Raw genomic sequence first — 20,994 nt, forward strand, 5'->3', positions numbered from 1 at the left:
AGGGATATCTGTTTAACAGGAAGCTAATGTAGTATTTATATATTAAAAAATCATATCTGGGCTTGGTGCTTTTCAAAAAATCCTGGCTTGTAGCAGGAGAGGGAATAAAGCCACGCCAGGCAGAGGCCGTTGAATATGGCGATTTTTTAAGCACTGATTTCAAGTTTGTATCCTTTTCCACGTATAACCACAATGTTGATGTTTGGATCAAATTCCAGCTTTTTCCGAAGTTTTGAGATGAACATATCCAGACTACGACCTACAATAACTCCTTCATCTTCCCAGATCTCTTTTTGTAACCGGCTTCTTTCGATTGTCTCGTTAGGAGACGACGCGAAAATCTGAAAGACACGGGTTTCAGTTGCGGTAAGGTCGATCTGCTTTTCATCTATTATGAGCTTACGATTCTTCGTATCAAACAAAACTGCGCCCAAAGTAATCATGTCTGTATGTGAGACAATCCCGGGTAACGTTTCCGGTACAACGGCTGGTAAAGCCTCCGGTAACACTACTGGTGGCTTAACAGATTTAAGCAGCATAAAACCAACAAGTGCTAAAAAGGGCAGACTCCCTAATAAATACCTCTTTTTAGCTGTATTTACGCTCACCGGTTTGAATTTAATGTTGATCAGGTAACATGCTTTAGGTTGCTTTCTCCCTATACAGGTGACAATGTCATCTTTTTTATCCCTGGATAGAGCATATCCGTAAGCTACGCTGGAGTTGCTGCAGTTCAGCACCTTAACAACATAATCACGTACGAACGGGTCCCGGGCCAATAAACGCCGGGTAGTATTCACCAGTGAGTCCGGTTGAAAGGCAAACTCATGCTCAAAACTGATTTGGTATTCATTTTCAGCGATCTTTCTTACCGGGAGGACCGTTGATGTACTATCGCCCGACTGTAAAAGTAGTTCATGTCCGATCCTGCGGAATAACACTTCCCTTCTGGAGAGATCAAAATCGTCGCTACCTTCCATACTGAAAGCCACACAGCATACGGCGGCAAACAGGAATAGCATTAATCCGAACAGGTATTTGCGCTTCCCGGAAAGGAGACTCTGATTAAAATGCATGATTGTCAATTATTTATTTACAAAGTTTACAATTCTATTTACAATCCGGATTCTCTGCACTGAAAGATATCAAAGTAGATTCGCCGAATCAATTTAACCGGATATGGAAAATAAAGAAATGTCTAAGTATTTACTGAAAATTGAAAAAAAGAACCTGGATTGGCCGCTACTGGATCCTTGTAACTGTTACCAAAGTAAAATAAAAGAAATTATGAAATACATCCAGATACCTGTTTTATCGTTGATACTTGTTTTCTTCACTTCCTGCGGAGGACAAAACAAAGCGAACCTCTCAAAAGAGAATAGCAAGTCTGAAACGACAAACGTAGTCACCTCTCCCAGCTCTTATGAACAATACGTCTATACTAAATACACATATGCTGATGCTATCGGTAAGCGCCTGATCATACAAAACAGCTTTCCCAGAGGTGGGCTAAAATATACCGACCCCAAGGGGAATGTATATATTTATGCTATATTCTGGACGCGCATCATCAATGAAACACCTCGTCCTTTTGAACTGGCGATTGATTTTCCTGTGGATTCATTTGAACTTCCTTCTTCAGCGGGCAGCTATTATAGAATATTCCTTCCTGCTGATACAATGACACACGAAAAAGAGGATTTGTTTAACTATGGGCTGCCGGTTGCAGCATCTTTAGATAACGCGCTTCAAAAAGCTCCTTCGTTAAAAAGGACCATTTATCCTGGTGATTCAGGTACGTTTTACGTGGTAGCGCTCACTCACCGGGCCGTAAACGGTACCTTGCGAACAGGACTTAGCCTAAAAGGACAAGATCTGTTTTATAGAATTAACGATAAAGAGATTTATTGTGGAAAGATTAATGCAGAAAAATTGATCTTACAAAAAGAAACGAAATCCGATATATAATAGCTAGTGTACGGAATGATGGAGTTCACGACATTATAGTATGAAGAATATTTAGCCCAAAACAGCAAACCTGCTCATAGAAGAGGTTTGCTGTTTTTATGTCCACTAGTGGATTGTAGCTTCACTATAGCATTCGCATCACGTTAATAATTCATCTGGTATCTCAAGACCTGCTTCTCTCGCTGCCATTATATGTGCTTTTGCTTTTTCCTGATCAATAAAACCCTCTTCAAACAGATATATTCGTGCCAGTTCAATATGCGCCCTATCATAACCACCCGCTGCTGCTGTTGTAAAGTGGTCTATTGCTGTTTTTATATTTTTTGCTGTGGCTAATCCTTTCAGATGAAAATTTCCCTGGTTAAACGCACTGAGTTCGGAATCGTCCTTTTGGTAGTACCGGAGAGCGGTTTCAAAATCCCCCTTTTCTTCATACATGGATCCCAGCAAACCGTTGTCCGGTTCACCCAGTTTTTCCGCCTGATGATAGTGATATAATGCCAGTTCAGGATCTCTGTCATAAAGTAGAAAGCCCAGGTTATTATGTGCCGAAGCCATACCTTCTTCAGCTGCCTGTAGTAACAGGTCAATGGCTTTTTCTATATCAGGGTCAGTGCCTATGCCATACTGGTAACACAGGCTCAATCCATTGAGCGCATTTGTATTGCCGGCGGCAGCTCCCTTCTCATACCAGTAAAATGCCTTGTCATCATCGACATATCCTTCGATCATGTAATAGATATAGGCCAGGTTGTTCATCGCATAACCAAAGCCTTTTTCAGCGGCAAGGGTATAGTGATAAATGGCTGAAGAGTAATCTTGTCTGTCATAAGCATCTACGCCGATATTATACAATTCTTCCACCGGTGTGTAAGCGTCTGTAACAGTATTTTCATCGGGCGTCTTTCCATATGCCAGGAGTCGGGCACGCACTATGTCATCGTAATAAAAGCTATAGCCTTCACTTTCGGCATCCTGTTGCACCAGTGCTTTATTGGCTCTTGATATCCCATATTTATCTATAAGGTATACGTCTTTCCCCTTGAAAGCCCAGGCAAATCCCTGATGAGGGGATTTACGTACTATCAGCTCAAACTGTTCACCATCTTCAGTAAGACTGTAAAGCCCATCTTTCTGTAGCATGACCACATCTTCATGCAACAGCTCTATTTTGTCGTATTTAAAATTGATGATCACTTTTGCATCCCCGGCCAATATGCCCCAATTTCCATTCTTGTTTGCAATGTAATGACCATGATATCCGAACTTGTTAAGCGCTTCATATACTGGTTCAGCCACAATCCTGCCCGAAAGATCGATTAATCCCAGCAGACCATTGCGCTGAACAATTGCCAGATCAGAATAATCGAAATCATAAGCATTATCCCATTCCGGCGGCACGATGATATCGCCTGATCTGTGCACGTAGCCATATTTCTGTGCCTTCATTACCACAGCAATGTCCTGTTCGCCAAATTCATAAAATTCGTCAAACTGAGGAGGCAGCAATATTTCTCCTTTGGAAGTTTTTAATCCCCATAATCCATGCTCATTGTAAATTTCCTCTCTTTCCGGTTCCTGATAGATATGTCCCCATCCATAATAATACTCCCCATAATTAAGCAGTTCAGCAAATGAATGAAATGCCATACTAACGTGTTTGAGCTTATTGTAAGCCAACAGGGATATATCGTTATTATCCATAGCACTGGTAATGATGGCATTGTTATACGCGATATCTGCCATCCAGATAGCGGCCTGTTCGTCGTGCGGCGTCTCTTCCATATTGAATGCATTCCGGGCATTCATGGCAAAATAGGGGAGTGCCAGACCATCCAGATATTTGAACAGCTTATCTTTGCAGGTTGTAAAGAGGCTTTTGTTGTTAATGAGAGACGTTGTGGAATCCAGAAAGTTGTAAAACTTTTTCAGATTTTCGATACCGGATCTGGCATCATAGTATAAAACATTATTTTCAATAAAACCGCCACTTATTAACAAAGGTTGTAATAATAACGGCATCTCATATCCCCATTCCATCATCATTGTATGCTGACGAGCTATTGCTGATGGAGAGCTGGTGTTAATTAAGTATACGCTGTGCGACATGCTGCAAAGGTAATCAAGGGAATTGATATCTTCCCGGAAGGACCCCATCAGGGCATTATCAGCTATTGATAGTTCGTCATTTTTATCAATGACTTTACGTCATAAATGATGATTTTCCGGCCTATCGTACCTACAATTTTATCATTTTTAAGCTCCTTTAACATGCGCACCACATTTTCTTCTGTGGTGGCAGTCATACTGGCCAGATCTTTACGGGAAATAGTGATACAGATATCGCCTGTATCATATTCAGACAATTTATATTTTTCTCTCAACACAATTAGTGAGATAGCCAACCGCTCTTTGGCAGAGTGTCGGGCTACGATCGACAAACTATTTGAAAGAACGCTATATTCATGACTGAGTGCCCCTAACAGATGTCTGGATAAATCAGGTGATGATGCTATTGTTAAAAGGAAAGCATGTCTTGGAATAAAGGCGATTGTGCAATCTTCGAGCGCAGCGGCAGAATCCGGGTAGGTATTGTCTGCTAATACGGCGTGATATCCTATCAATTCTCCTGCATTTGCCACATATATGATGTGTTCATTGCCATTCCTGTCTTGCTTATATTTTTTGATTTTCCCTTCTTTTATATAATAGATACCAAAAGCGGGATTATTTTCTCTGAAGATGATCTGCCCCTTCGGGTAATATTGCTCCACCGCATCTGACAATAGCTTCTCCGTTTCATCTGCAGTTAAGCTTTCCAGTATTGACCTGGAACGGAAAATCCATTTATCTATTGGAAAGATACCTTTCAAACTCATATCAGCCGGATGTATAATAAGTGAAAGTTGACTTTTATCAACTTTAAAATTGATTACTTACAAAGGTAATGAAACTTTAAGTTGATAATTTTGCATAACGAATGCGCAACACTATAAGGATCAGCTTTATTATGACAAAGGCCAGGAATGGATCAGTTTAAATGTAAATGATACGCCTCCTATAGTAGTTATGCGGCATTCAAACTGACCGGTATTCTCTGTATTGAGAAAAATACCGGTATCAACTTATCGCAGACTATTATGAATACAGATAAAATAGCATTGGAAGAGACTTTTTTAACAAATAGTAATTTTGATGAGTTGTATCCGCCTACCATACGTAGTTTGTCCAGATTGCACTGGACACCTGTTGAGGTAGCTCAAAAAGCTGGTAGATTTTTGGCGGCTACCCCGGGCGCGAAAATCCTGGACATAGGGTCAGGTGTGGGTAAGTTTTGCCTGAATGCAGGCTATCATCATCCTGACTGTGAATTTTACGGAGTGGAACAGAGGAAAAGTCTGATAGTAGTCGCTAATCAGGTGCAACAGCAATTAGGGATTACCAACGCTACCTTTATCCATGCAAATTTTACACAACTGGACTATTCAGGATTTGATCATTTCTATTATTACAATTCGTTTTATGAAAACCTGATCGATGAAAGCCTGTATATAGATAACAACATTGATCATTCTGAAAGTTTGTACGATTATTATACAGAATACCTATACAAAATTCTCGAACAAAGACCTGAGGGAACCCGCCTTGTTACCTTTCAAAGCTCATATGAGCGTATTCCCGGAGGATATCGCCTGGTAGAAAGTGATGTGGATATGTTATTTAACTGTTGGATTAAGGACAGATAGATGTAATATCAAAGTTTAAATAAAATTTGCTGAGTGATAGTGATCTTAAAGATTGATTAGATGTTCAGATACCGGAGGCAGAAACGCAGTTTTCGACAAAATATCCGTCTGGCTATATTACTATGTACAACCGCCGGATTTGTAAACGCATCAGGTTTTTTAGGGTTCTTTATACTTACCACCAATCTAACCGGGCACGCGGTTCTACTTGCTGTAAAGCTGACAGAGGGAGATTTTCGCGCCGTACGAATGATCGGCCTCTGGCTGCTGTTATTTTTGTCCGGCGCGTTCTTCTGTAGTCTTTATGTATTGATGGCCGGCAGAGATAAGCGGCATTCCTATACAATACCTATTATAATAGAAATAGTAATCTTTTACTTTGTAGGGTATTTCGGACATACTTTCGACCACACCACTGTTAAAACCGAATATTTTGCAGGTAGCCTGCTCTTTGCAATGGGAATGCAGAATGCATTGGTGTCTGTCATCTCTGGTGCCGTTGTAAGAACTACCCATCTTACCGGCATGTTTACAGATCTCGGAGTTGATCTGTCCGCAGCATTGCTCAAATATCCCCGGAAAGATGCATTGCTTCAGAAAAAAATAGTGCTGAGACTTGTCATTATATTATTTTTTCTAACGGGCGGTATTCTCGGTGGGTTTGCTTTTATAAAATTTCAGTATCATAGTTTTTATATTGCCATCGGCATTTTGTTAACCGCCATATGCTATGATTTTTTCAGGGTTAATTCCAGACGTATCATTTCCAGGCTGAATAAGAAATAGACCACATTCATCTATACCTTTACTTCTTTGAGGATCGCCTTATCTATTTTTTTGTTGATTTTCATCATAATATGAGGAGCAATACTTAAATAGCAGCAGACGTTAAGAACGAGTATTATTTTCAAATCAGGTAGTAGGGGATTGCTTACAGGAGAAGTGGAGGGAGAAAAAAAATGAAGTAATAAGTATTTTTCTATTAATTTTATCACCGTAATGATTATTATTTAATGAAGCATAGACAGCTTCCAAATTTAATTACTTATGGCTCTTAAAATTACAGATGACTGCATTTTCTGTGCAGCTTGCGAATCAGCATGTCCCAATAACGCAATCTATGAGGGAGGCGTAGAATGGGCAATGGCTGACGGCACATCGGTTAAAGGTGATTTTGTATTGAAGGACGGATCAATTATTGATGCCAGCCAGCGCAATGCTCCCTTGTCAACCGGACCGTATTACATCGTTCCTGATAAATGTACGGAGTGTCAGGGATTTCATGAGGAACCGCAATGTGTGACTGCATGCCCGGTTGACTCTTGTGTACCAGACGAAATGTACCGGGAGTCAATAGAAGAACTGCTGAACAAGAAAGATAAATTACATCTTTAATCAGAAAGTATAAAAATTATCGGTGGCTGCTCATCAGGCAAAAACGATGGCAGGCATACCAAACTAAAAAGGAGAAAAGGCTAGTTGCTTTTTCTCCTTTTTACATTTACTTTAAACGATAATACGTTGCTTTGATCCGCCATACAGCCCAAATGAAAAGAGGCCGCCTCTTTTATGAGACGACCTCTTTTTATCATGATATCAAAGTGTTTTTTCTATTCTGCCTTTACCAGTTTAAGTGTTGTTAACAAACTTTTATTATGCTCATCATAGATCGTCAGCAAATAAATGCCCGGATTAACGGGGAGGTTTAGTGGTGGATTGGATGGATTGATCAGCTTTGTACTGTATAAAACCCGTCCCTGTAGATCCTGGAGGGTTACAGTATAGGTATGTAATGGCGATAATCCTTTTAAATACACCTTATCCCGGAACGGATTGGGAAACGGATAGATGGCATTATCCTCAGCAACAGGATCCTGGATGCCGGTAGCGATGTCCCTGGTGATGGTAATGCTGTCAATTGCTGTCAGGGAATTATAGCATTGTTCGCTGCTACGCATACGTACAAACAGTTTGTTGATGCCTATTTTTAGCAGTTGTGGTAGCATTGTTAAAGTAACGGCATTGCTGTCCTTCTGCAACATTTTTGTAAACGCCATATCACTTGCGAAGGCATACAATGGATTGTCTCCACCACCAGTAATGTTAGCAGCGGTGAGCACTAACGGTTGGCCAAGGGATATAATAGTCGTCATGTTAGCGGTTACATCCACCTGGGGTGTAACTGCCTTATCAAGTGTAAAGGTTACCTCTTCTGATACTGTGGACGCGGTCTGCGCGGCAACGGTCACCTTCAGCAGATGTGAGCCGCTGCTCAGTGGCTGAAGATCAAATGTGAAACTACCGTCCGTCGCAGCTGTAAGTATTGTGCCGTCCAGTTTAACTGTTACCCTGGCCTTATATGCTGCAGGAGGAAGGTTGGTGATGCGGCCTGTAGCCATACCTGCTGCATCACAGTATGTACTTTTCAGTCCGTCAATAGCTGGCTGTGGCAGCTGAATGCCCGGTGCAAAATTGCTATTATTCAGTAACAACGCTTTTGGGTAGCGATCGGTTCCGCAGATGATATCCTGATCTCCGTCCTTGTCCACATCCAGGGATATAATGCTGCCAGCGTAGGCATCATGCCAGGCTGCGGTATAGGTTATATCTTTATAGAAGTAGTTAGGTCCCTGGCTATAATAAGTCCTCCCTTGTGTAAAGATATCAGGTAAATAGTCTCCGTTCAGATCAGTAACGGCTGCACTTGCATATTGAGGAGGACCTGTCCGGTATTCAAAATTATCGTTGCCGTGGTTTTCAAGCATACCGTCACTGGTGGCGATGTCCAGGTCACCGTCATTGTCCAGGTCTGCCCATTTAATGAAGTTGGCATGATTAACAGGTCTCATCTCATACCGCTTATCCAGCGATATCAGTTTACCCGTGTGGTCATTTTTAAAGATTTCAACTATGCCGCCTGACCAAAGTGCAAGATCTTTGTAACCATCATCGTTATAGTCAGCCAGCGCTAACAGATACCAATCGTCAATAGGGCGTTCCTGGCCTTCATTATATAGCAGCGTAAAATCATTTCCATCCCATCTGGAAACAATATTGGGAGCTACCACCAGCTCGTTTTTTCCGTCATTGTCAAGATCAGCCATAGCAGCTCCTCTTACAAAGAGATTGTAACCGGCAGGTTGTGCAGAAGCGTATACGCATTTAAAAGTATCGTTCCCCTGATTTTTATATGCTTTTAATGCTTCGCCGCGTGGGTCGTGCACAATTATATCTGCAAGACCGTCATTGTCATAATCAGCCCATTGATACACAGGATTCTCCGTACCTGGCGGATTGCTATCCAGCAGCAGATCGGCAACCATGGTAAATTTAGGGATCCACTGAGATTTCATGCCAACACCTGCCCTGAAGTAGGAGTTGTTGTTATAATCTTCGTTGAGATCAGAAAGAATGCCTGCCAACAATAAGTCTGGTATCCTGTCGCCATCAAAATCGCCGATCAGTCCATCACCGTTCTGACTCATAAGTGGAAGTGGAAAAGTTGCAACAGCAAAAGAGTCACTACCCATGTTCTTAGCAATGTAGCTGTATTCGTATTGGTTCAGCACCAATACATCCTGTTTGCCGTCTGCATTAATATCACCCCAGCGTACATGGCTGTAACCGGAATTGGGTAGATTGAATGCAGTAAAGTCGCCATTGCCATTGTTCCTGTATACCCCAACGTTATACCAGTCTCCCTGCAGCGTATTCGTTCCTGTTAGCAGGAGGTCAGCATCGCCGTCGCCATCGTAATCCTTCCATTCAAGCTCACAATCATACATCAGGGGGAGGTTGTGTGGTAGTTGTTCAAAGGTATTATTACCGTGATTGATGTAAATACCTATGGGCATTACCTGCCAGCCGCCATCTTGTCCGCTGACAGTGATATCTGGTTGCTGGTCGCCGTTAATATCTGCAAAACGAATGTCGCCCTGAACAGAAGATGCAATCAGATGATCTGAAAGAATATCCTGTTCAGTAAAAATATTATTGTTGTTGATAAACAGGTTGACTATTATAAAATTCCCCGGTTTTCTTACATTGAATAAGAGGTCCATATCGCCGTCTCCTTCAACATCCGCCCAATCCAGTGAAGAGTTATCTGTTACGGGCACGTTCACTGCTTGTTCGGTAAATACACTATTTCCGTTATTAAGATATAACCTGATGATATAATTTCCGGGAGAAGAGGACAGTCCCGTGTAGGAGATATCCATCCTGCCGTCTTTATTATAGTCCAGCAATTTCAGATCGCCCTGTGTAACTGGTGTAAAGGTTTGCGTTGACGGGGTAAAGGTACCGTTTCCGTTATTGAGGTAAAGTTTGGCAGTAATAACGTTGATGCCGCCGGTTTCACCTGTTACGAAAACATCCATATCGCCATCGCCATCAAAATCAGCGGTTTCGGCATTGCAGTTCTGCCAGTTCCCGATAGAAGTCAACACCCTGTCTTTGAAAAGAAATATAGAATCTTTGCGGGTATCATTACGAAATATGGCGCCGCCGCTTACGATATCGGGATCGCCATCTTTGTCATAATCGGTGGTATCCATGCTGCCGCGTCTGAGTCCTGTCCACACCATGTCCAGCTTTGCTTCCGGCGGGTTGGCGTTGTAGGTATAAATGTGTGTGGCCCAGCCTTTGCCTGTTTCAGGTTTCCAGAAGGACGCCTTGAACCGGAAAGTTAAACTGGGACCAGTAGCTTTATAGGCCCATGGGAAACCTTCTACTTTACCACTGCTGATAGCACCCAGCAACGGTGCGTTTACGGAGTTGCCGTCAAACACTTCCAATACATCAAAGTCATCAGCAAAGCCCAGACTATCGATGTTCATACAAAGGGGGCCGCCTGTATTAGAAGTGAAGGTCATTGTTTTAGTGCCTCCGGTATATCCTGCATCGGGACCACCTTCATCAAAAAAATAACATTCATCTACTGTTACAGTTGTATCCTTCATGTAGTAGGAGGGAATATTTCCCGACTGTGCATAGGAGGACCGGGTTAAACAAAAACAGGCAACTAATGTGGCCAGGTAACAATAATATTTCATGGTAGGGGGATTAATCGAAAGAATAGTGTAAATATATATAATTTTCTCACTGAATTCTGATTCTTTCAAGTCGGATTTACCTGAAATCTTTTACAAAAACACCTGTGTCGCGATAACGAAAGTTCCTTTTGAGTACGCCTGGTGGTTGTCAATTACAATAGGCCTGGTTTGGTATTTAAAGGAAATCCGGGCGTGATGGCCATCGAGGTAAATGTTTCCACCCGCACTCCACCAGGTAAATTTTGAAGTTCCATATCTGTCGAATTGCTGCAGGCTATACTCAGCAAAAGGCTGAATACGTATCGCATCTGTTTTTAATAGCGTTTTCGGTAGAAGAAGGCCCGCCTGGGTAAACCATGATGATCCTGTTCCTATAATTGGAGCAAGATTCCCGTATCCGGCCTGAGATACGACGCCGGTATAGCCTTTAGCCGGGCCGACGTTCTCATTGATAATTGAGCCATTCCTCAGATAGTTCGGTCCAAAGTCATCATGATAGTAGACACTATATCCGGTGATAGCCCAGTTCTGTCGATCGCCACCAAAGGGAATATCTGCGAATACATCGGCTGCCCAAATGTTGATATCATGGTATTTGAAGGCAGATATTGTTGTGTTATCGACCTGTGTGCTGGTACCATTGCCAGTGTGGTAGTAACCAGCACCAATATTAAACACCTTTTTCGTACCCACATAGGTACCTGTAGTATAAGGAACCAACGTATTTTCTCTCTCAAAAAAATTCCACGCAGCATACCCTGTCGTTGAAAGATCTCCTTTCGCATTGTTGTCAACTGCATAATTCAATTCCGGCGCATTAGGGCTATTATAGACAATTGCAGGGTTTACGATTGTAAAAGGCTTATTGACCGCCCAACGATAACTTACAGGACCGATATTTCCTTTAATATATACACCAACCTGACGGCCCAATTGATCTGAATTATCTATAAGGGGCCAGTTGTATATAGGGGCATCTATCGCAAGGAAATTAAATGAACTTAACGAAGACATCCGACTGATGCCTACCCAGTAGTGCAAACCGGTACCGATATAGAGAGATGCAAAATTTCGCTTTTTTGTTTTGAAATCATTATCGGGAACGACGGTGAATTCATTCCATAGCTCGTGCACATATAAGGAGGGTTTTTTACCCAGTGTTCCGTTGAAAGTAGCACCACCGTTGCCTGTATTGCCACCGCCAGCGGAACCGCCGCTGGAAAAGCTTTGATTATCCATCCCAATGGTCCCTAAAATAAGATACCGCGGACTTAACTGGCTATAAAGAGCGAGTCGAAATTGCCGAACGCTGAAATCAAACATGTGCTCTTTAGCAATACCGTTTACCGCAGTACCAGGATTGAGGTCCGTATAACGAGCCCTGAAGTCTGTCCAAATTAAAAAACGGACATATTTTCTACCAGTGCTGTCCAGTTTTACTGTAAGGCCATCTGTGTATGACGGGGAACCACCCTGGGCATATACAACAGTACTGCCAAGTATTAAAAGAATGGTTGCAAGCGTGTGCCTGATGTATTTCTGCGAGTTCATGGTCATTGATTTGTGTAAGCGATCATTACTTTTTTACTGCCTGGCCAGTCTCCGTTATAATCCGGCTAAGTAGGAGTGCAATTGTTGTAGTTGCCAGCAGGAATATAATTACCCCTGCAAAATGTGCCTGAGGATCAGTTGTAGTGAGTAAGGTCTTACCGAAGAAATGGGCAAATACAGGCCCGAGGATGGCTGTGACGCCGAATGTCAGAAAATTGATTCCGCCGGTCGCACTACCTTTGACGCTATCGGGATTGGCTTCTTTTATAATGGAGTATGGTATCATTGCCGCACCAGAAAAAATTCCGAAAATCAGCATGGTTACTACCGGGCGGCACAGGTTGGGAATGTAGGCCAGTTGCACCAGGCAGACCAGCATGCAGAGGATACTGATAAGTAGGACCGGCTTCCGTTTACCTATCTGGTCAGAGATCCAGCCAAGCAGAGGTGCGCCGATCACCCAACCAAGCGGCACCATGGAGCAGGAGACTACTGCAACGTCATAAGACATACCTCTGTCATGCTGTAAGATGGTGACACCCCAGGTCATCGCAAAAATTGTCGTCGGAGCGAACAACAGGCCGGAAATCAAGCCGCTTAGGTAGGATTGCAGATTCGTGAAAACAATTTGATAGGGTTTAAGGATACTCAAAACTACATGTCCCTCGTATCTTCTCATCTTCTCTTTAGGCGTACTGAAAAAAAGAAGTAAACAGATAATGCCACAGCCTATACCTGCGACAATCCAGAAGGTGGTGACAGTCGTGGACTTCAGGAGCGACCCCGTAACGAATTGTCCTGCTGAACCACCCAGCATACCGATACACTGTGTTACACCAATAGCCGTTGCCAGATATTTTGGAGCAAAGCCGTGTGCTGCCAGATATACACATCCGGTGAACGCAAAAGCTGATCCTGCTCCCTGCAGCAAGCGGCCAATATCGCCCATAACGGCCATTGGAATAGCAAACAGCATACAGCCCAGAAAAAGTATACCAGTGCCAAATGTTAACGGATACTTTGCCCCAAAACGGTCCAAGGAAACACCTGCGATAAGACTGGTAGCAGAATAGGTATAATAATAAGTCCCCAGTATGCTACTCAGGCCAAGTGGTGTTGCTTTAAATAGCGCTGTAAGCTGGGTGATCATTACCGCAGGCGCCGATCTTATTACATATTCAAGGAAATAGAACAATAGTCCGAAGACCCACGCAATAATAAACGTGCGATCCTGAAAGATCCCTGTCCTCCCCGGAACTTTTTCGCCAGTCATATTATTTCTCATGATTCATCGATTAATTGTTCAAGTCTTCCAGGTGCTTATAATTTGCTTTGATCATTTCTATTACTTCTTCAAATTTTCCCCCGAGCATCATTTTGCCCATAAAGAGGGACATACCCCTGATCATTCTGAAATCTAACTTAGGAGGCATGGCGAGGGCATTTGGATCGGTAAAGACGTTAATCAGGACCGGGCCGCGATTTGCAAAGGCTTCTGCCAGCAACGGTTCCAATTGTTCCGGTTCGTGTATGTTAATTCCTCTTATCCCTGCCGCTTTTGCTACCAATGAAAAATCAGGGTTGACCATGTCAGTTTGATAGTCTAAGATTCCAGCGACCTCCATTTCAAGTTTCACCATACCCAGAGATCGGTTATTGAAGACAATTATTTTGACATCCAGGTTATATTGCTTAATCGTTGCCAGGTCGCCCAGTAACATAGATATACCTCCGTCACCGCACAAGGCGACAATCTGCCTGTCAGGTAAAGCCATCGCTGCACCTATCGCCTGAGGCATGGCATTTGCCATAGAACCGTGAATAAATGAACCGATGAGCTTTCGTTTGCCATTGGCGGTGATGTACCGGGCGCCCCAGACGCAACACATACCAGTATCGACGGTAAATACGGCATCATTTGATGCCAATCTGTCTACGATCGATGCGACAGCTTCAGGATGTATTGCGTCTCGTTTGCCCTTATCCCTCACGTAAATTTTTAGATGTTCCTTTACCTTTTCATATACCTGCAATTGGGCTTGCAAAAATGAGCCATCTGTTTTTTTGTAGAGAATGGGAAGTAGCGCCGCTATAGTGTCTTTAATATCACCGAAAAGTCCCAGATCGACCTTCGCACGACGTCCGAGGCGTTCGGGCTGTATGTCGATTTGAACAATAGTTTTATCATTAGGAATGAAAGGGGCATATGGGAAATCAGTTCCGAGCAGCAGGATAAGATCGCTTTCATGCATACTGTGATATGCTGCAGGTAACCCGAGTAATCCCGACATGCCCACTTCATTCGGATTGTCAGGTTGAATACTCATTTTGCCCCGGAATGAGTAGCCGACCGGCGCCTGCAGAAGAGTCGATAGTTGAACAACTTCATCATGGGCATCAGCGGCGCCAATGCCACAGAAAATACAGATCTTCTTATGCCGGTTGATCAGGTCCGCAAGTCGCCGGAGATCTTCTTCTGCCGGCAGAATATGTGCTTTTGCGAAATAGTTGCGATCTGAAGAAACACTGGCGACCGCTTCAAGTCCGGCAACGTCTCCGGGAAGCCCCAGTACTGCAACACCCTTTTTTTGGATTGCATGCTGTATTGCTGCTTGCGCCATACGTGGTAGCTGGTGCGGCGTATTCGCTATCTGGTTATAATGACTGCAATCATCAAACAACTTTGTTGTGCTGGTTTCCTGGAAATATCCGGTACCAAATTCACCCGTTGCACACGTAGCTACGATCGCGAGCACAGAAACCCCCGATCTGTGCGCATCATATAGCCCGTTGACTAAATGCACGTGCCCTGGACCGCTACTGCCCGCACAACAGGCTAAACCGGTGAGCTCTGCATCTGCGGCGGCAGCGAACGCACCAGCTTCTTCATGCCTGACATGGATCCATTGGATGTTCCCATCCTTTCTGACGGCATTGTTGAATTCATTTAAACTATCGCCGGTAACTGAATAGATGCGTTTAATACCAGCTTTTACGAGTAACGCTACAAGTTGCTCTGCTACATTCCTGGCCATGTTATTGATTTTAATGTTGTTTGAGTTTAACTGCATTTAGCGGAGACGATTTTATCGCTGCCAAACACTATTAATCATCAAAAACAAATGCCATAAATTAATCAGCTGCATATCAATCAATTAGTGCAATGTTTATCACAATCACGCAACGATATTTCAATATTTCTTTTGCCGGGTGCGAAATGCCAACAATTTGCTTGTGATAAGTATGGTGTGTGTTTGGGATGCCACACGCGCAAACGACCGGCGCTTATAGGGAGAAGTTTACAGTGAATGAGATTGACTTTATATGAGAGGAGAGAAGCGACCGGGTAACGGCAATGGTCTGGATTAAGCTGCGTGTCCGCTGATTATACTAAAGAAAATGATCAGCAGCACCAAAAGCGTGACAGCAGTATAGAAATAGTCTTTTTCCAATACAAAGCTGAAAACAGAAAGTAGTATTCTCATAACAGGTGTCGCGATCAGCAAAATCAGGCCGGCATAGACTATTGAGCGGCTGTCGAGAAATGATAAACCACTGAAGATGTCTGAGATCTTTATTCTGGTTAACGTAAATGTTGTAAATCGGCTTTGATCATTCCCATGTTTGATCAGATAGGCAATGCCGCCGGTAAGCATACATGCAAAAGCTGAAATAACACCGGTTCTCAGCGCTTTGGCAATAACGGTGGCAAGATCAATATCATCGAATTTTTTCATTGGTTGTGTGTTTTAATACCATTGTACATCATCTGAATTGCGAGCATGGAAACAACAATGGCAAAAATTAGACGTAAGGTCCTTGGAGAATTAATCCTGGCTAACAACCGGGCGCCTGTTAACGACCCTAAAAGAACGCCAATTCCGACGGGCATAGTTATGACCGTATCCATATAGCCGTGCTGAAAATAGATCACCGCGCTTGCTGCTGCCGTAACGCCAATCATAAAGTTGCTGGTTGTTGTAGATACTTTAAACGGCACCCTCATTACCGAGTCCATTGCTAAAACCTTTAGTGCGCCGGAGCCGATACCCAATAGACCAGATGTGAAACCGGCAAACAGCATTGTAAAGAATCCGCCGGTTATATTTCTTATTGAGTAATTAATGTTTTGAGCGCCCATTCTGTAGGTGCCATTGAGCTTTAACCGGTACCCCAGTTGTGACGGATGTTCACATTTGGTGTCCTTAATTTTCCGTAAGGACATGACACTTGAAAAAATAAGAATGGTTCCAATGAGCACAGGAATGATATGTACTGGTACATACGCCGAAAAAAAAGCGCCGGCGATCGCACCTATAGTTGTCGCTATCTCCAGAAACATTGCCAGTCTTAAGTTGGCGACGCCTTCTTTCGCATACGCGACTCCTGCTCCTGAAGAAGTAGCAATTACTGACACAAGCGATGCCCCTATGGCGTAGCGAATATCCACATGAAGAATCAAGGTGAGCAGTGGTATCACTATAAATCCGCCACCAAGACCAGTCATAGAACCGATCAGCCCTGCAAGATATGCGCCTGCTAATATTATCAATGTCAAGCTGATTATTGTCATCTGTTCACCTCCTTTTTAAGTAGCAAAATGCCGAATGTTTATTGTATCGTTATATTGGATAATTACAGTTGGGTTGCCCGAAACATTACAGGGTGTCCAGTTTATTTGTACAACTCAAATGCCATACGGCAACATCATGAAAGCCAAAAAGTTGAGGCATTTTTTGACCTATACAGGTCTCTTCATTTCGCTGGTATGTATTCGATTATCGATATAAAAACATTGAATAAGGTCCCATGCACTTATCGCCGACAGCGGCATTCAGGCATTGTGCCAGGTATAATTTGGTAAGAATCCTGATACAGTCATGATCAACAGGTAAAGAATTACTACCGCTGCAATAGCTTGTAAAACCGCCGAAAAGGATCGATGAACCCAGTCAGGCTTATGTTGTACATAGATCAATGTTAAAATGGTTACTGCGGGAATGGAAAACTAACCGACTACCAGGTCTTTTAAATGGGCAGATGGACAGTATGGTCGCAAACGAATGGCCTGTAAGATTTGGCTAATGCGCTTCACATACACGAAATCCCGCAACCAGGGATCGATAGAAAATGTCTGTAATTTGCTGTTTGTGAGTTCATTAAACTCTGGTATCTGATTGGATTAACATCCGTGAAAATCACATCCTTAAACTTTAATGAACTGAAAATGAAAAAAGAGAAATTGACTAAAAGGGCAGTCAGCCTGACTTTTCTATTGCTGCTGGCATGTGCGATGATGTTTACAACGAGGGCTTATGCTCAAACGTCCGTGGTGAAAAACATTGTAATTGTGCACGGGGCTTTCGCTGACGCGTCTGGCTGGCAGGGTGTTTACAAGGAACTTACAAGAGCTGGATATAATGTCACACTTGTTCAAAATCCTTGTACATCGCTTCAGGCAGATGTCGATGCAACGAACTTCGCACTTGATAAAATAGATGGTCCTGTTGTTCTTATCGGGCATTCCTGGGGCGGTACAGTCATCACACAGGCAGGTGTACATCCGAAAGTTGTTGCGCTTGTTTATGTCAACGGGTTTCAGCCCGAAGTAGGTGAAACTACCGCTCAACTTGCGTCCAGTGCACCGGCAAAGCCGGAGAATGGGTTACTACCACCTGATGAAAAAGGTAACGTTTATTACGATAGGGCAAAGTTCCATGCAGGATTCTGTGTGGACCTCAGCCAGGAAACTGCTGATTTCATGTATGCCTCTTCAGGATTTATTCCTGCTGCCGCTTTTGGAACACCGGTTACAGAAGCGGCCTGGAAAACCAGGCCTACTTTTGGAATATCTTCGGATGGTGATAAAAGTATCAACCCGGAAATTACTATGAATATGTACCAAAGGTCCAAAAGTGTTATTACCCGGTTGAAAGGAAGTCATGTTGTTTTCATGAGTCATCCTGCCGAAGTAGCCGCTGTTGTCATAGCTGCCGCCAATAAGGTAAGCAGATAAGAATGTTCGCAAAAAATCCCCCGGATGTAAACATCGGGGGATTACTATTTTCGGACTTGCGGCCTTATCTGTCGAATCATATTTGCGCCTGGCCGCCGTCTACAAAAATTTCAGATGCAGTCATATATGTGCTGTCATCTGAGGCCAGGAATACAGCGACAGCTGCAATTTCTTCGGGATCTCCGACACGGCTGAGCGGCGACTGATCACAAAACTGCTGGAGCGCCTCCGCCTGGGCTCCTGTGCTATCTAACAGATCCAGCAGTCCCGGTGTGGATGTTGCACCTGGCGAAAGTACATTGACCCGGATGCCTGTACCTCGCAGATCAAGTGCCCAACTTCTTGCGAAGTTCCGTATTGCCGCCTTTGTAGCACTGTAAACGCTGAAAGCCGCCGTGCCTTTTACGCCGGTAGTTGACCCCGTCAGGATGATGGATGCTCCACTGGACAGCAGGGGAAGCGCTTTCTGTACGGTGAAAAGTGTACCTTTAACATTGACACCAAATGCCAGGTCAAATCCCTGTTCAGTTATACTCCCAAGAGGCTCCAAAGTACCCAGTCCCGCATTAGCAAATACAACATGCAAATGGTTGTGTGCGGATCTGATGATTGAATAGATGCGATCAAGATCTGCCAGATTGCTGACATCTCCCTGAATAGCGGTGACATTTCCTCCGATGATTGCTACCGCCTCATCCAGTTGTTTTTGACGCCGCCCCGTTATATACACAAAGGCGCCTTCATTGACAAACCGCTTTGCGCTGGCCAGTCCGATACCACTATTTCCTCCTGTTATCAGTGCTACTTTGCCTTTTAATCTTCCCCCCGCTACGACGGGTTGAGACAACTCATTACGCTGATTTTCCATAAAAATTGATTTTAATAAATTTTCAATTTTGAAATAGTTCTTCAACTTCTCCCAGCCAGATGGGTATTGATTGTAATCGTTAATTCGACTTTTCTTTAGACAATCGTTGCCTTTTGTCAACCTTTAATCGCTAACAGACACCTGCCGAGACATTATACGCTGGTAACTACGGCAATGAGAAATTATCATACCATCTTTAAAAACATGATTATCATTCGATTAACAGATAGCATTAATGACTGTAATGGCGATATTTCAATAATCAGTATTGTATTTCCGAAATCCCAACAAAGCATTCCTTCACTATAAGAGAGTGACCCGACACGCATCCTGTTACATCAACTTCCAGATATTTCACCAAATGAAGAATCTTGTTGTCTGATGTATCTGAATTACCCTGGCAAACGTTGCCATTTCAATTGTTACGGGGAAAATAGCGATATGTCGCAGCCGGCATGTTGGTGAATGTTTTGTAATAGCCTGACTACCAGAATACTATCGACTGGCATCAATCTTACTTTATGTTGGTCGTTAAGGTTCGTTGCAATGCTTAATGCGTTGGACAACCTGTCCGGCATAAATGCACGGCCTGGCTAAATTTTTATCGATTAAAAAATTAAACAACAACACTATGAGTACAGATCAAACTAATTTGAGTCGCCGAAAATTTTTAGCAACTGCTGCAAAGATTACTGCCGGCGTACTGCTGGCTCCCAGGTTTTTAACGGCCCAGGTAAAAGATGGCCCGGTTCAACAGATAAATAGAGCTGCTGCCACTTCCAAAATCAATGTAACCAAACTAAGAGGTAATATCTATATGGTGGAAGGATCTGGCGGTAACATTGCCGTTTTGAATGGCCCGGAAGGAAAGCTGCTGATAGATGCCGGCATAAATGTATCGAAAGCACACGTAAAGACTGCATTAAATTCGATAAGTGACAAACCTATGAAGTTGCTTATCAATAGTCACTGGCATTTCGATCATACCAGCGGCAATGAATGGATGCACGATGCAGGTGCAACAATAGTATCACAGGATATCACGCGTGATCACCTGACGAAGAAAATATTTCAGCCGGAATGGAACTATACCTTTGACCCTCTGCCACCAGGAGGGATCCCTACAGTTACCTATAAAAAAGAGCACAATGTCCATTTTAACGGCGAAGATGTTCACGTGAAAATCTACCAGCCGGCGCATACCGACGGAGACTCTTCTATATATTTTCCGAATGCGGATATCCTGCATGTTGCGGACACTTTCTGGAACGCCTATTATCCATTCATCGATTATGCGACCGGCGGAAGCATCGATGGAATGATTGCTGCAGCGGCTCAGAATGTAGCGCAGACCAATAAGCACACAATTGTTATCCCAGGGCATGGTGCGGTAGGTAACCATGCACAGCTGATACAATTTCACGACATGCTTTCAACTGTAAGGGAACGTGTTTCCAAATTAAAAAAACAAGGGAGGACTTTGAACGAGACGATTGCAGCCAAACCGACAGCCTCTTTTGATCCTGTATTCGGCAAGTATGTCATCACAGGTGATTTTTTCACTAAACTCGTGTTTACTGGTGTTTGATTAGTTGCAGATCGGATGAGAGCTATTGTTCTTGTCCGATCCTTTTTACAATTCGCCTTAGACAATATGCCAGACGCCCACGTTGTTGATGATCCTATTAGTGATATATCAATAATGAGCTCCTTTGTCTTAGCGATATATCGCTAAGACAAAAAAACATCTATCTATAAAATTATTCAAATCAGCCATTTATCTAAAGGCAT

Annotated in this window: 16 protein-coding genes; 6 read left to right on the forward strand and 10 right to left on the reverse strand. The window is 43.2% G+C overall.

All coding sequences use genetic code 11. The annotated features are described in order from the left end of the window. Positions 1-146: 146 nt before the first annotated feature. A complete protein-coding gene (locus BMZ72_RS05840; protein WP_089806160.1) occupies positions 147-1,076 on the reverse strand; it encodes a winged helix-turn-helix domain-containing protein in 930 nt (309 codons plus the stop codon). Between the two features lie 103 nt (positions 1,077-1,179). On the opposite strand from BMZ72_RS05840, the gene BMZ72_RS05845 reads away from it, so the two are divergent. Further along, positions 1,180-1,968 (forward strand): hypothetical protein, encoded by a 789-nt coding sequence (locus tag BMZ72_RS05845; protein ID WP_089806162.1) that lies wholly within the window; start codon positions 1,180-1,182, stop codon positions 1,966-1,968. Between the two features lie 138 nt (positions 1,969-2,106). Here BMZ72_RS05845 and BMZ72_RS05850 read toward each other — a convergent pair whose 3' ends face one another. Continuing rightward, the gene (locus BMZ72_RS05850) at positions 2,107-4,077 is read right to left on the reverse strand and encodes an SEL1-like repeat protein (RefSeq protein WP_089807253.1); all 1,971 of its coding nucleotides are present in this window, start codon (positions 4,075-4,077) and stop codon (positions 2,107-2,109) included. 62 nt (positions 4,078-4,139) lie between these two features. Beyond that, a complete protein-coding gene (locus tag BMZ72_RS05855; RefSeq protein ID WP_089806164.1) occupies positions 4,140-4,847 on the reverse strand; it encodes a Crp/Fnr family transcriptional regulator in 708 nt (235 codons plus the stop codon). A gap of 261 nt (positions 4,848-5,108) precedes the next feature. Here BMZ72_RS05855 and BMZ72_RS05860 point away from each other — a divergent pair, with 261 nt between their 5' ends. From BMZ72_RS05860 to BMZ72_RS05870, 3 genes are all read left to right on the forward strand, one after another. Next, a complete protein-coding gene (locus BMZ72_RS05860; RefSeq protein WP_089806166.1) occupies positions 5,109-5,714 on the forward strand; it encodes a methyltransferase domain-containing protein in 606 nt (201 codons plus the stop codon). Positions 5,715-5,774: 60 nt separating this feature from the next. Then, a complete protein-coding gene (locus BMZ72_RS05865) occupies positions 5,775-6,500 on the forward strand; it encodes a YoaK family protein (protein ID WP_089806168.1) in 726 nt (241 codons plus the stop codon). 261 nt (positions 6,501-6,761) lie between these two features. Beyond that, positions 6,762-7,109, forward strand: a complete 348-nt coding sequence (locus BMZ72_RS05870; RefSeq protein ID WP_089806170.1) for a 4Fe-4S binding protein — start codon at positions 6,762-6,764, stop codon at positions 7,107-7,109. Positions 7,110-7,324: 215 nt separating this feature from the next. Here the strand turns inward: BMZ72_RS05870 and BMZ72_RS05875 are convergent, their stop codons facing one another. The 6 genes from BMZ72_RS05875 to BMZ72_RS05900 all read right to left on the reverse strand — a co-directional run bounded on the left by BMZ72_RS05875 (position 7,325) and on the right by BMZ72_RS05900 (position 16,892). Continuing rightward, positions 7,325-10,768, reverse strand: coding sequence for a T9SS type A sorting domain-containing protein (locus BMZ72_RS05875; protein ID WP_089806172.1), 3,444 nt, complete (start codon positions 10,766-10,768; stop codon positions 7,325-7,327). A gap of 90 nt (positions 10,769-10,858) precedes the next feature. Continuing rightward, complete coding sequence (locus BMZ72_RS05880) at positions 10,859-12,319, reverse strand: porin (RefSeq protein ID WP_143087614.1); 1,461 nt, start codon at positions 12,317-12,319, stop codon at positions 10,859-10,861. Positions 12,320-12,344: 25 nt separating this feature from the next. Continuing rightward, positions 12,345-13,604 carry an MFS transporter gene (locus tag BMZ72_RS05885; protein ID WP_218155207.1) on the reverse strand — a complete coding sequence of 420 codons (1,260 nt, stop codon included), beginning with the start codon at positions 13,602-13,604 and terminating at the stop codon, positions 12,345-12,347. A gap of 10 nt (positions 13,605-13,614) precedes the next feature. Then, positions 13,615-15,354, reverse strand: a complete 1,740-nt coding sequence (locus BMZ72_RS05890) for a thiamine pyrophosphate-dependent enzyme (protein ID WP_089807256.1) — start codon at positions 15,352-15,354, stop codon at positions 13,615-13,617. A 330-nt stretch (positions 15,355-15,684) separates the two neighbouring features. Further along, positions 15,685-16,056 (reverse strand): DUF1634 domain-containing protein, encoded by a 372-nt coding sequence (locus BMZ72_RS05895; RefSeq protein ID WP_089806176.1) that lies wholly within the window; start codon positions 16,054-16,056, stop codon positions 15,685-15,687. Then, positions 16,053-16,892 (reverse strand): sulfite exporter TauE/SafE family protein, encoded by an 840-nt coding sequence (locus BMZ72_RS05900; protein ID WP_089806178.1) that lies wholly within the window; start codon positions 16,890-16,892, stop codon positions 16,053-16,055. Before BMZ72_RS05900 ends, BMZ72_RS05895 begins: the two co-directional genes overlap by 4 nt. Positions 16,893-17,546: 654 nt before the next feature. On the opposite strand from BMZ72_RS05900, the gene BMZ72_RS05905 reads away from it, so the two are divergent. Beyond that, entirely contained in the window at positions 17,547-18,335 is a 789-nt protein-coding gene (locus BMZ72_RS05905; protein WP_089807258.1) for an alpha/beta hydrolase, read from the forward strand. Between the two features lie 76 nt (positions 18,336-18,411). On the opposite strand, the gene BMZ72_RS05910 is transcribed toward BMZ72_RS05905, so the two are convergent. Then, complete coding sequence (locus BMZ72_RS05910; protein ID WP_089806180.1) at positions 18,412-19,203, reverse strand: SDR family NAD(P)-dependent oxidoreductase; 792 nt, start codon at positions 19,201-19,203, stop codon at positions 18,412-18,414. A gap of 580 nt (positions 19,204-19,783) precedes the next feature. On the opposite strand from BMZ72_RS05910, the gene BMZ72_RS05915 reads away from it, so the two are divergent. Continuing rightward, the gene (locus BMZ72_RS05915; RefSeq protein WP_218155208.1) at positions 19,784-20,791 is read left to right on the forward strand and encodes an MBL fold metallo-hydrolase; all 1,008 of its coding nucleotides are present in this window, start codon (positions 19,784-19,786) and stop codon (positions 20,789-20,791) included. Positions 20,792-20,994: the final 203 nt, after the last annotated feature.

The sequence above is a fragment of the Chitinophaga sp. YR627 genome (assembly GCF_900114995.1).
Taxonomy (GTDB): Bacteria; Bacteroidota; Bacteroidia; order Chitinophagales; family Chitinophagaceae; genus Chitinophaga.

Coding starts and splice junctions, on each gene's coding strand:
- BMZ72_RS05840 (WP_089806160.1), bottom strand. CDS start 1,076: ATGCATTTTAATCAGAGTCTCCTTTCCGGGAAGCGCAAATACCTGTTC.
- BMZ72_RS05845 (WP_089806162.1), top strand. CDS start 1,180: ATGGAAAATAAAGAAATGTCTAAGTATTTACTGAAAATTGAAAAAAAG.
- BMZ72_RS05850 (WP_089807253.1), bottom strand. CDS start 4,077: ATGTCGCACAGCGTATACTTAATTAACACCAGCTCTCCATCAGCAATA.
- BMZ72_RS05855 (WP_089806164.1), bottom strand. CDS start 4,847: ATGAGTTTGAAAGGTATCTTTCCAATAGATAAATGGATTTTCCGTTCC.
- BMZ72_RS05860 (WP_089806166.1), top strand. CDS start 5,109: ATGAATACAGATAAAATAGCATTGGAAGAGACTTTTTTAACAAATAGT.
- BMZ72_RS05865 (WP_089806168.1), top strand. CDS start 5,775: ATGTTCAGATACCGGAGGCAGAAACGCAGTTTTCGACAAAATATCCGT.
- BMZ72_RS05870 (WP_089806170.1), top strand. CDS start 6,762: ATGGCTCTTAAAATTACAGATGACTGCATTTTCTGTGCAGCTTGCGAA.
- BMZ72_RS05875 (WP_089806172.1), bottom strand. CDS start 10,768: ATGAAATATTATTGTTACCTGGCCACATTAGTTGCCTGTTTTTGTTTA.
- BMZ72_RS05880 (WP_143087614.1), bottom strand. CDS start 12,319: ATGAACTCGCAGAAATACATCAGGCACACGCTTGCAACCATTCTTTTA.
- BMZ72_RS05885 (WP_218155207.1), bottom strand. CDS start 13,604: ATGAGAAATAATATGACTGGCGAAAAAGTTCCGGGGAGGACAGGGATC.
- BMZ72_RS05890 (WP_089807256.1), bottom strand. CDS start 15,354: ATGGCCAGGAATGTAGCAGAGCAACTTGTAGCGTTACTCGTAAAAGCT.
- BMZ72_RS05895 (WP_089806176.1), bottom strand. CDS start 16,056: ATGAAAAAATTCGATGATATTGATCTTGCCACCGTTATTGCCAAAGCG.
- BMZ72_RS05900 (WP_089806178.1), bottom strand. CDS start 16,892: ATGACAATAATCAGCTTGACATTGATAATATTAGCAGGCGCATATCTT.
- BMZ72_RS05905 (WP_089807258.1), top strand. CDS start 17,547: ATGAAAAAAGAGAAATTGACTAAAAGGGCAGTCAGCCTGACTTTTCTA.
- BMZ72_RS05910 (WP_089806180.1), bottom strand. CDS start 19,203: ATGGAAAATCAGCGTAATGAGTTGTCTCAACCCGTCGTAGCGGGGGGA.
- BMZ72_RS05915 (WP_218155208.1), top strand. CDS start 19,784: ATGCACGGCCTGGCTAAATTTTTATCGATTAAAAAATTAAACAACAAC.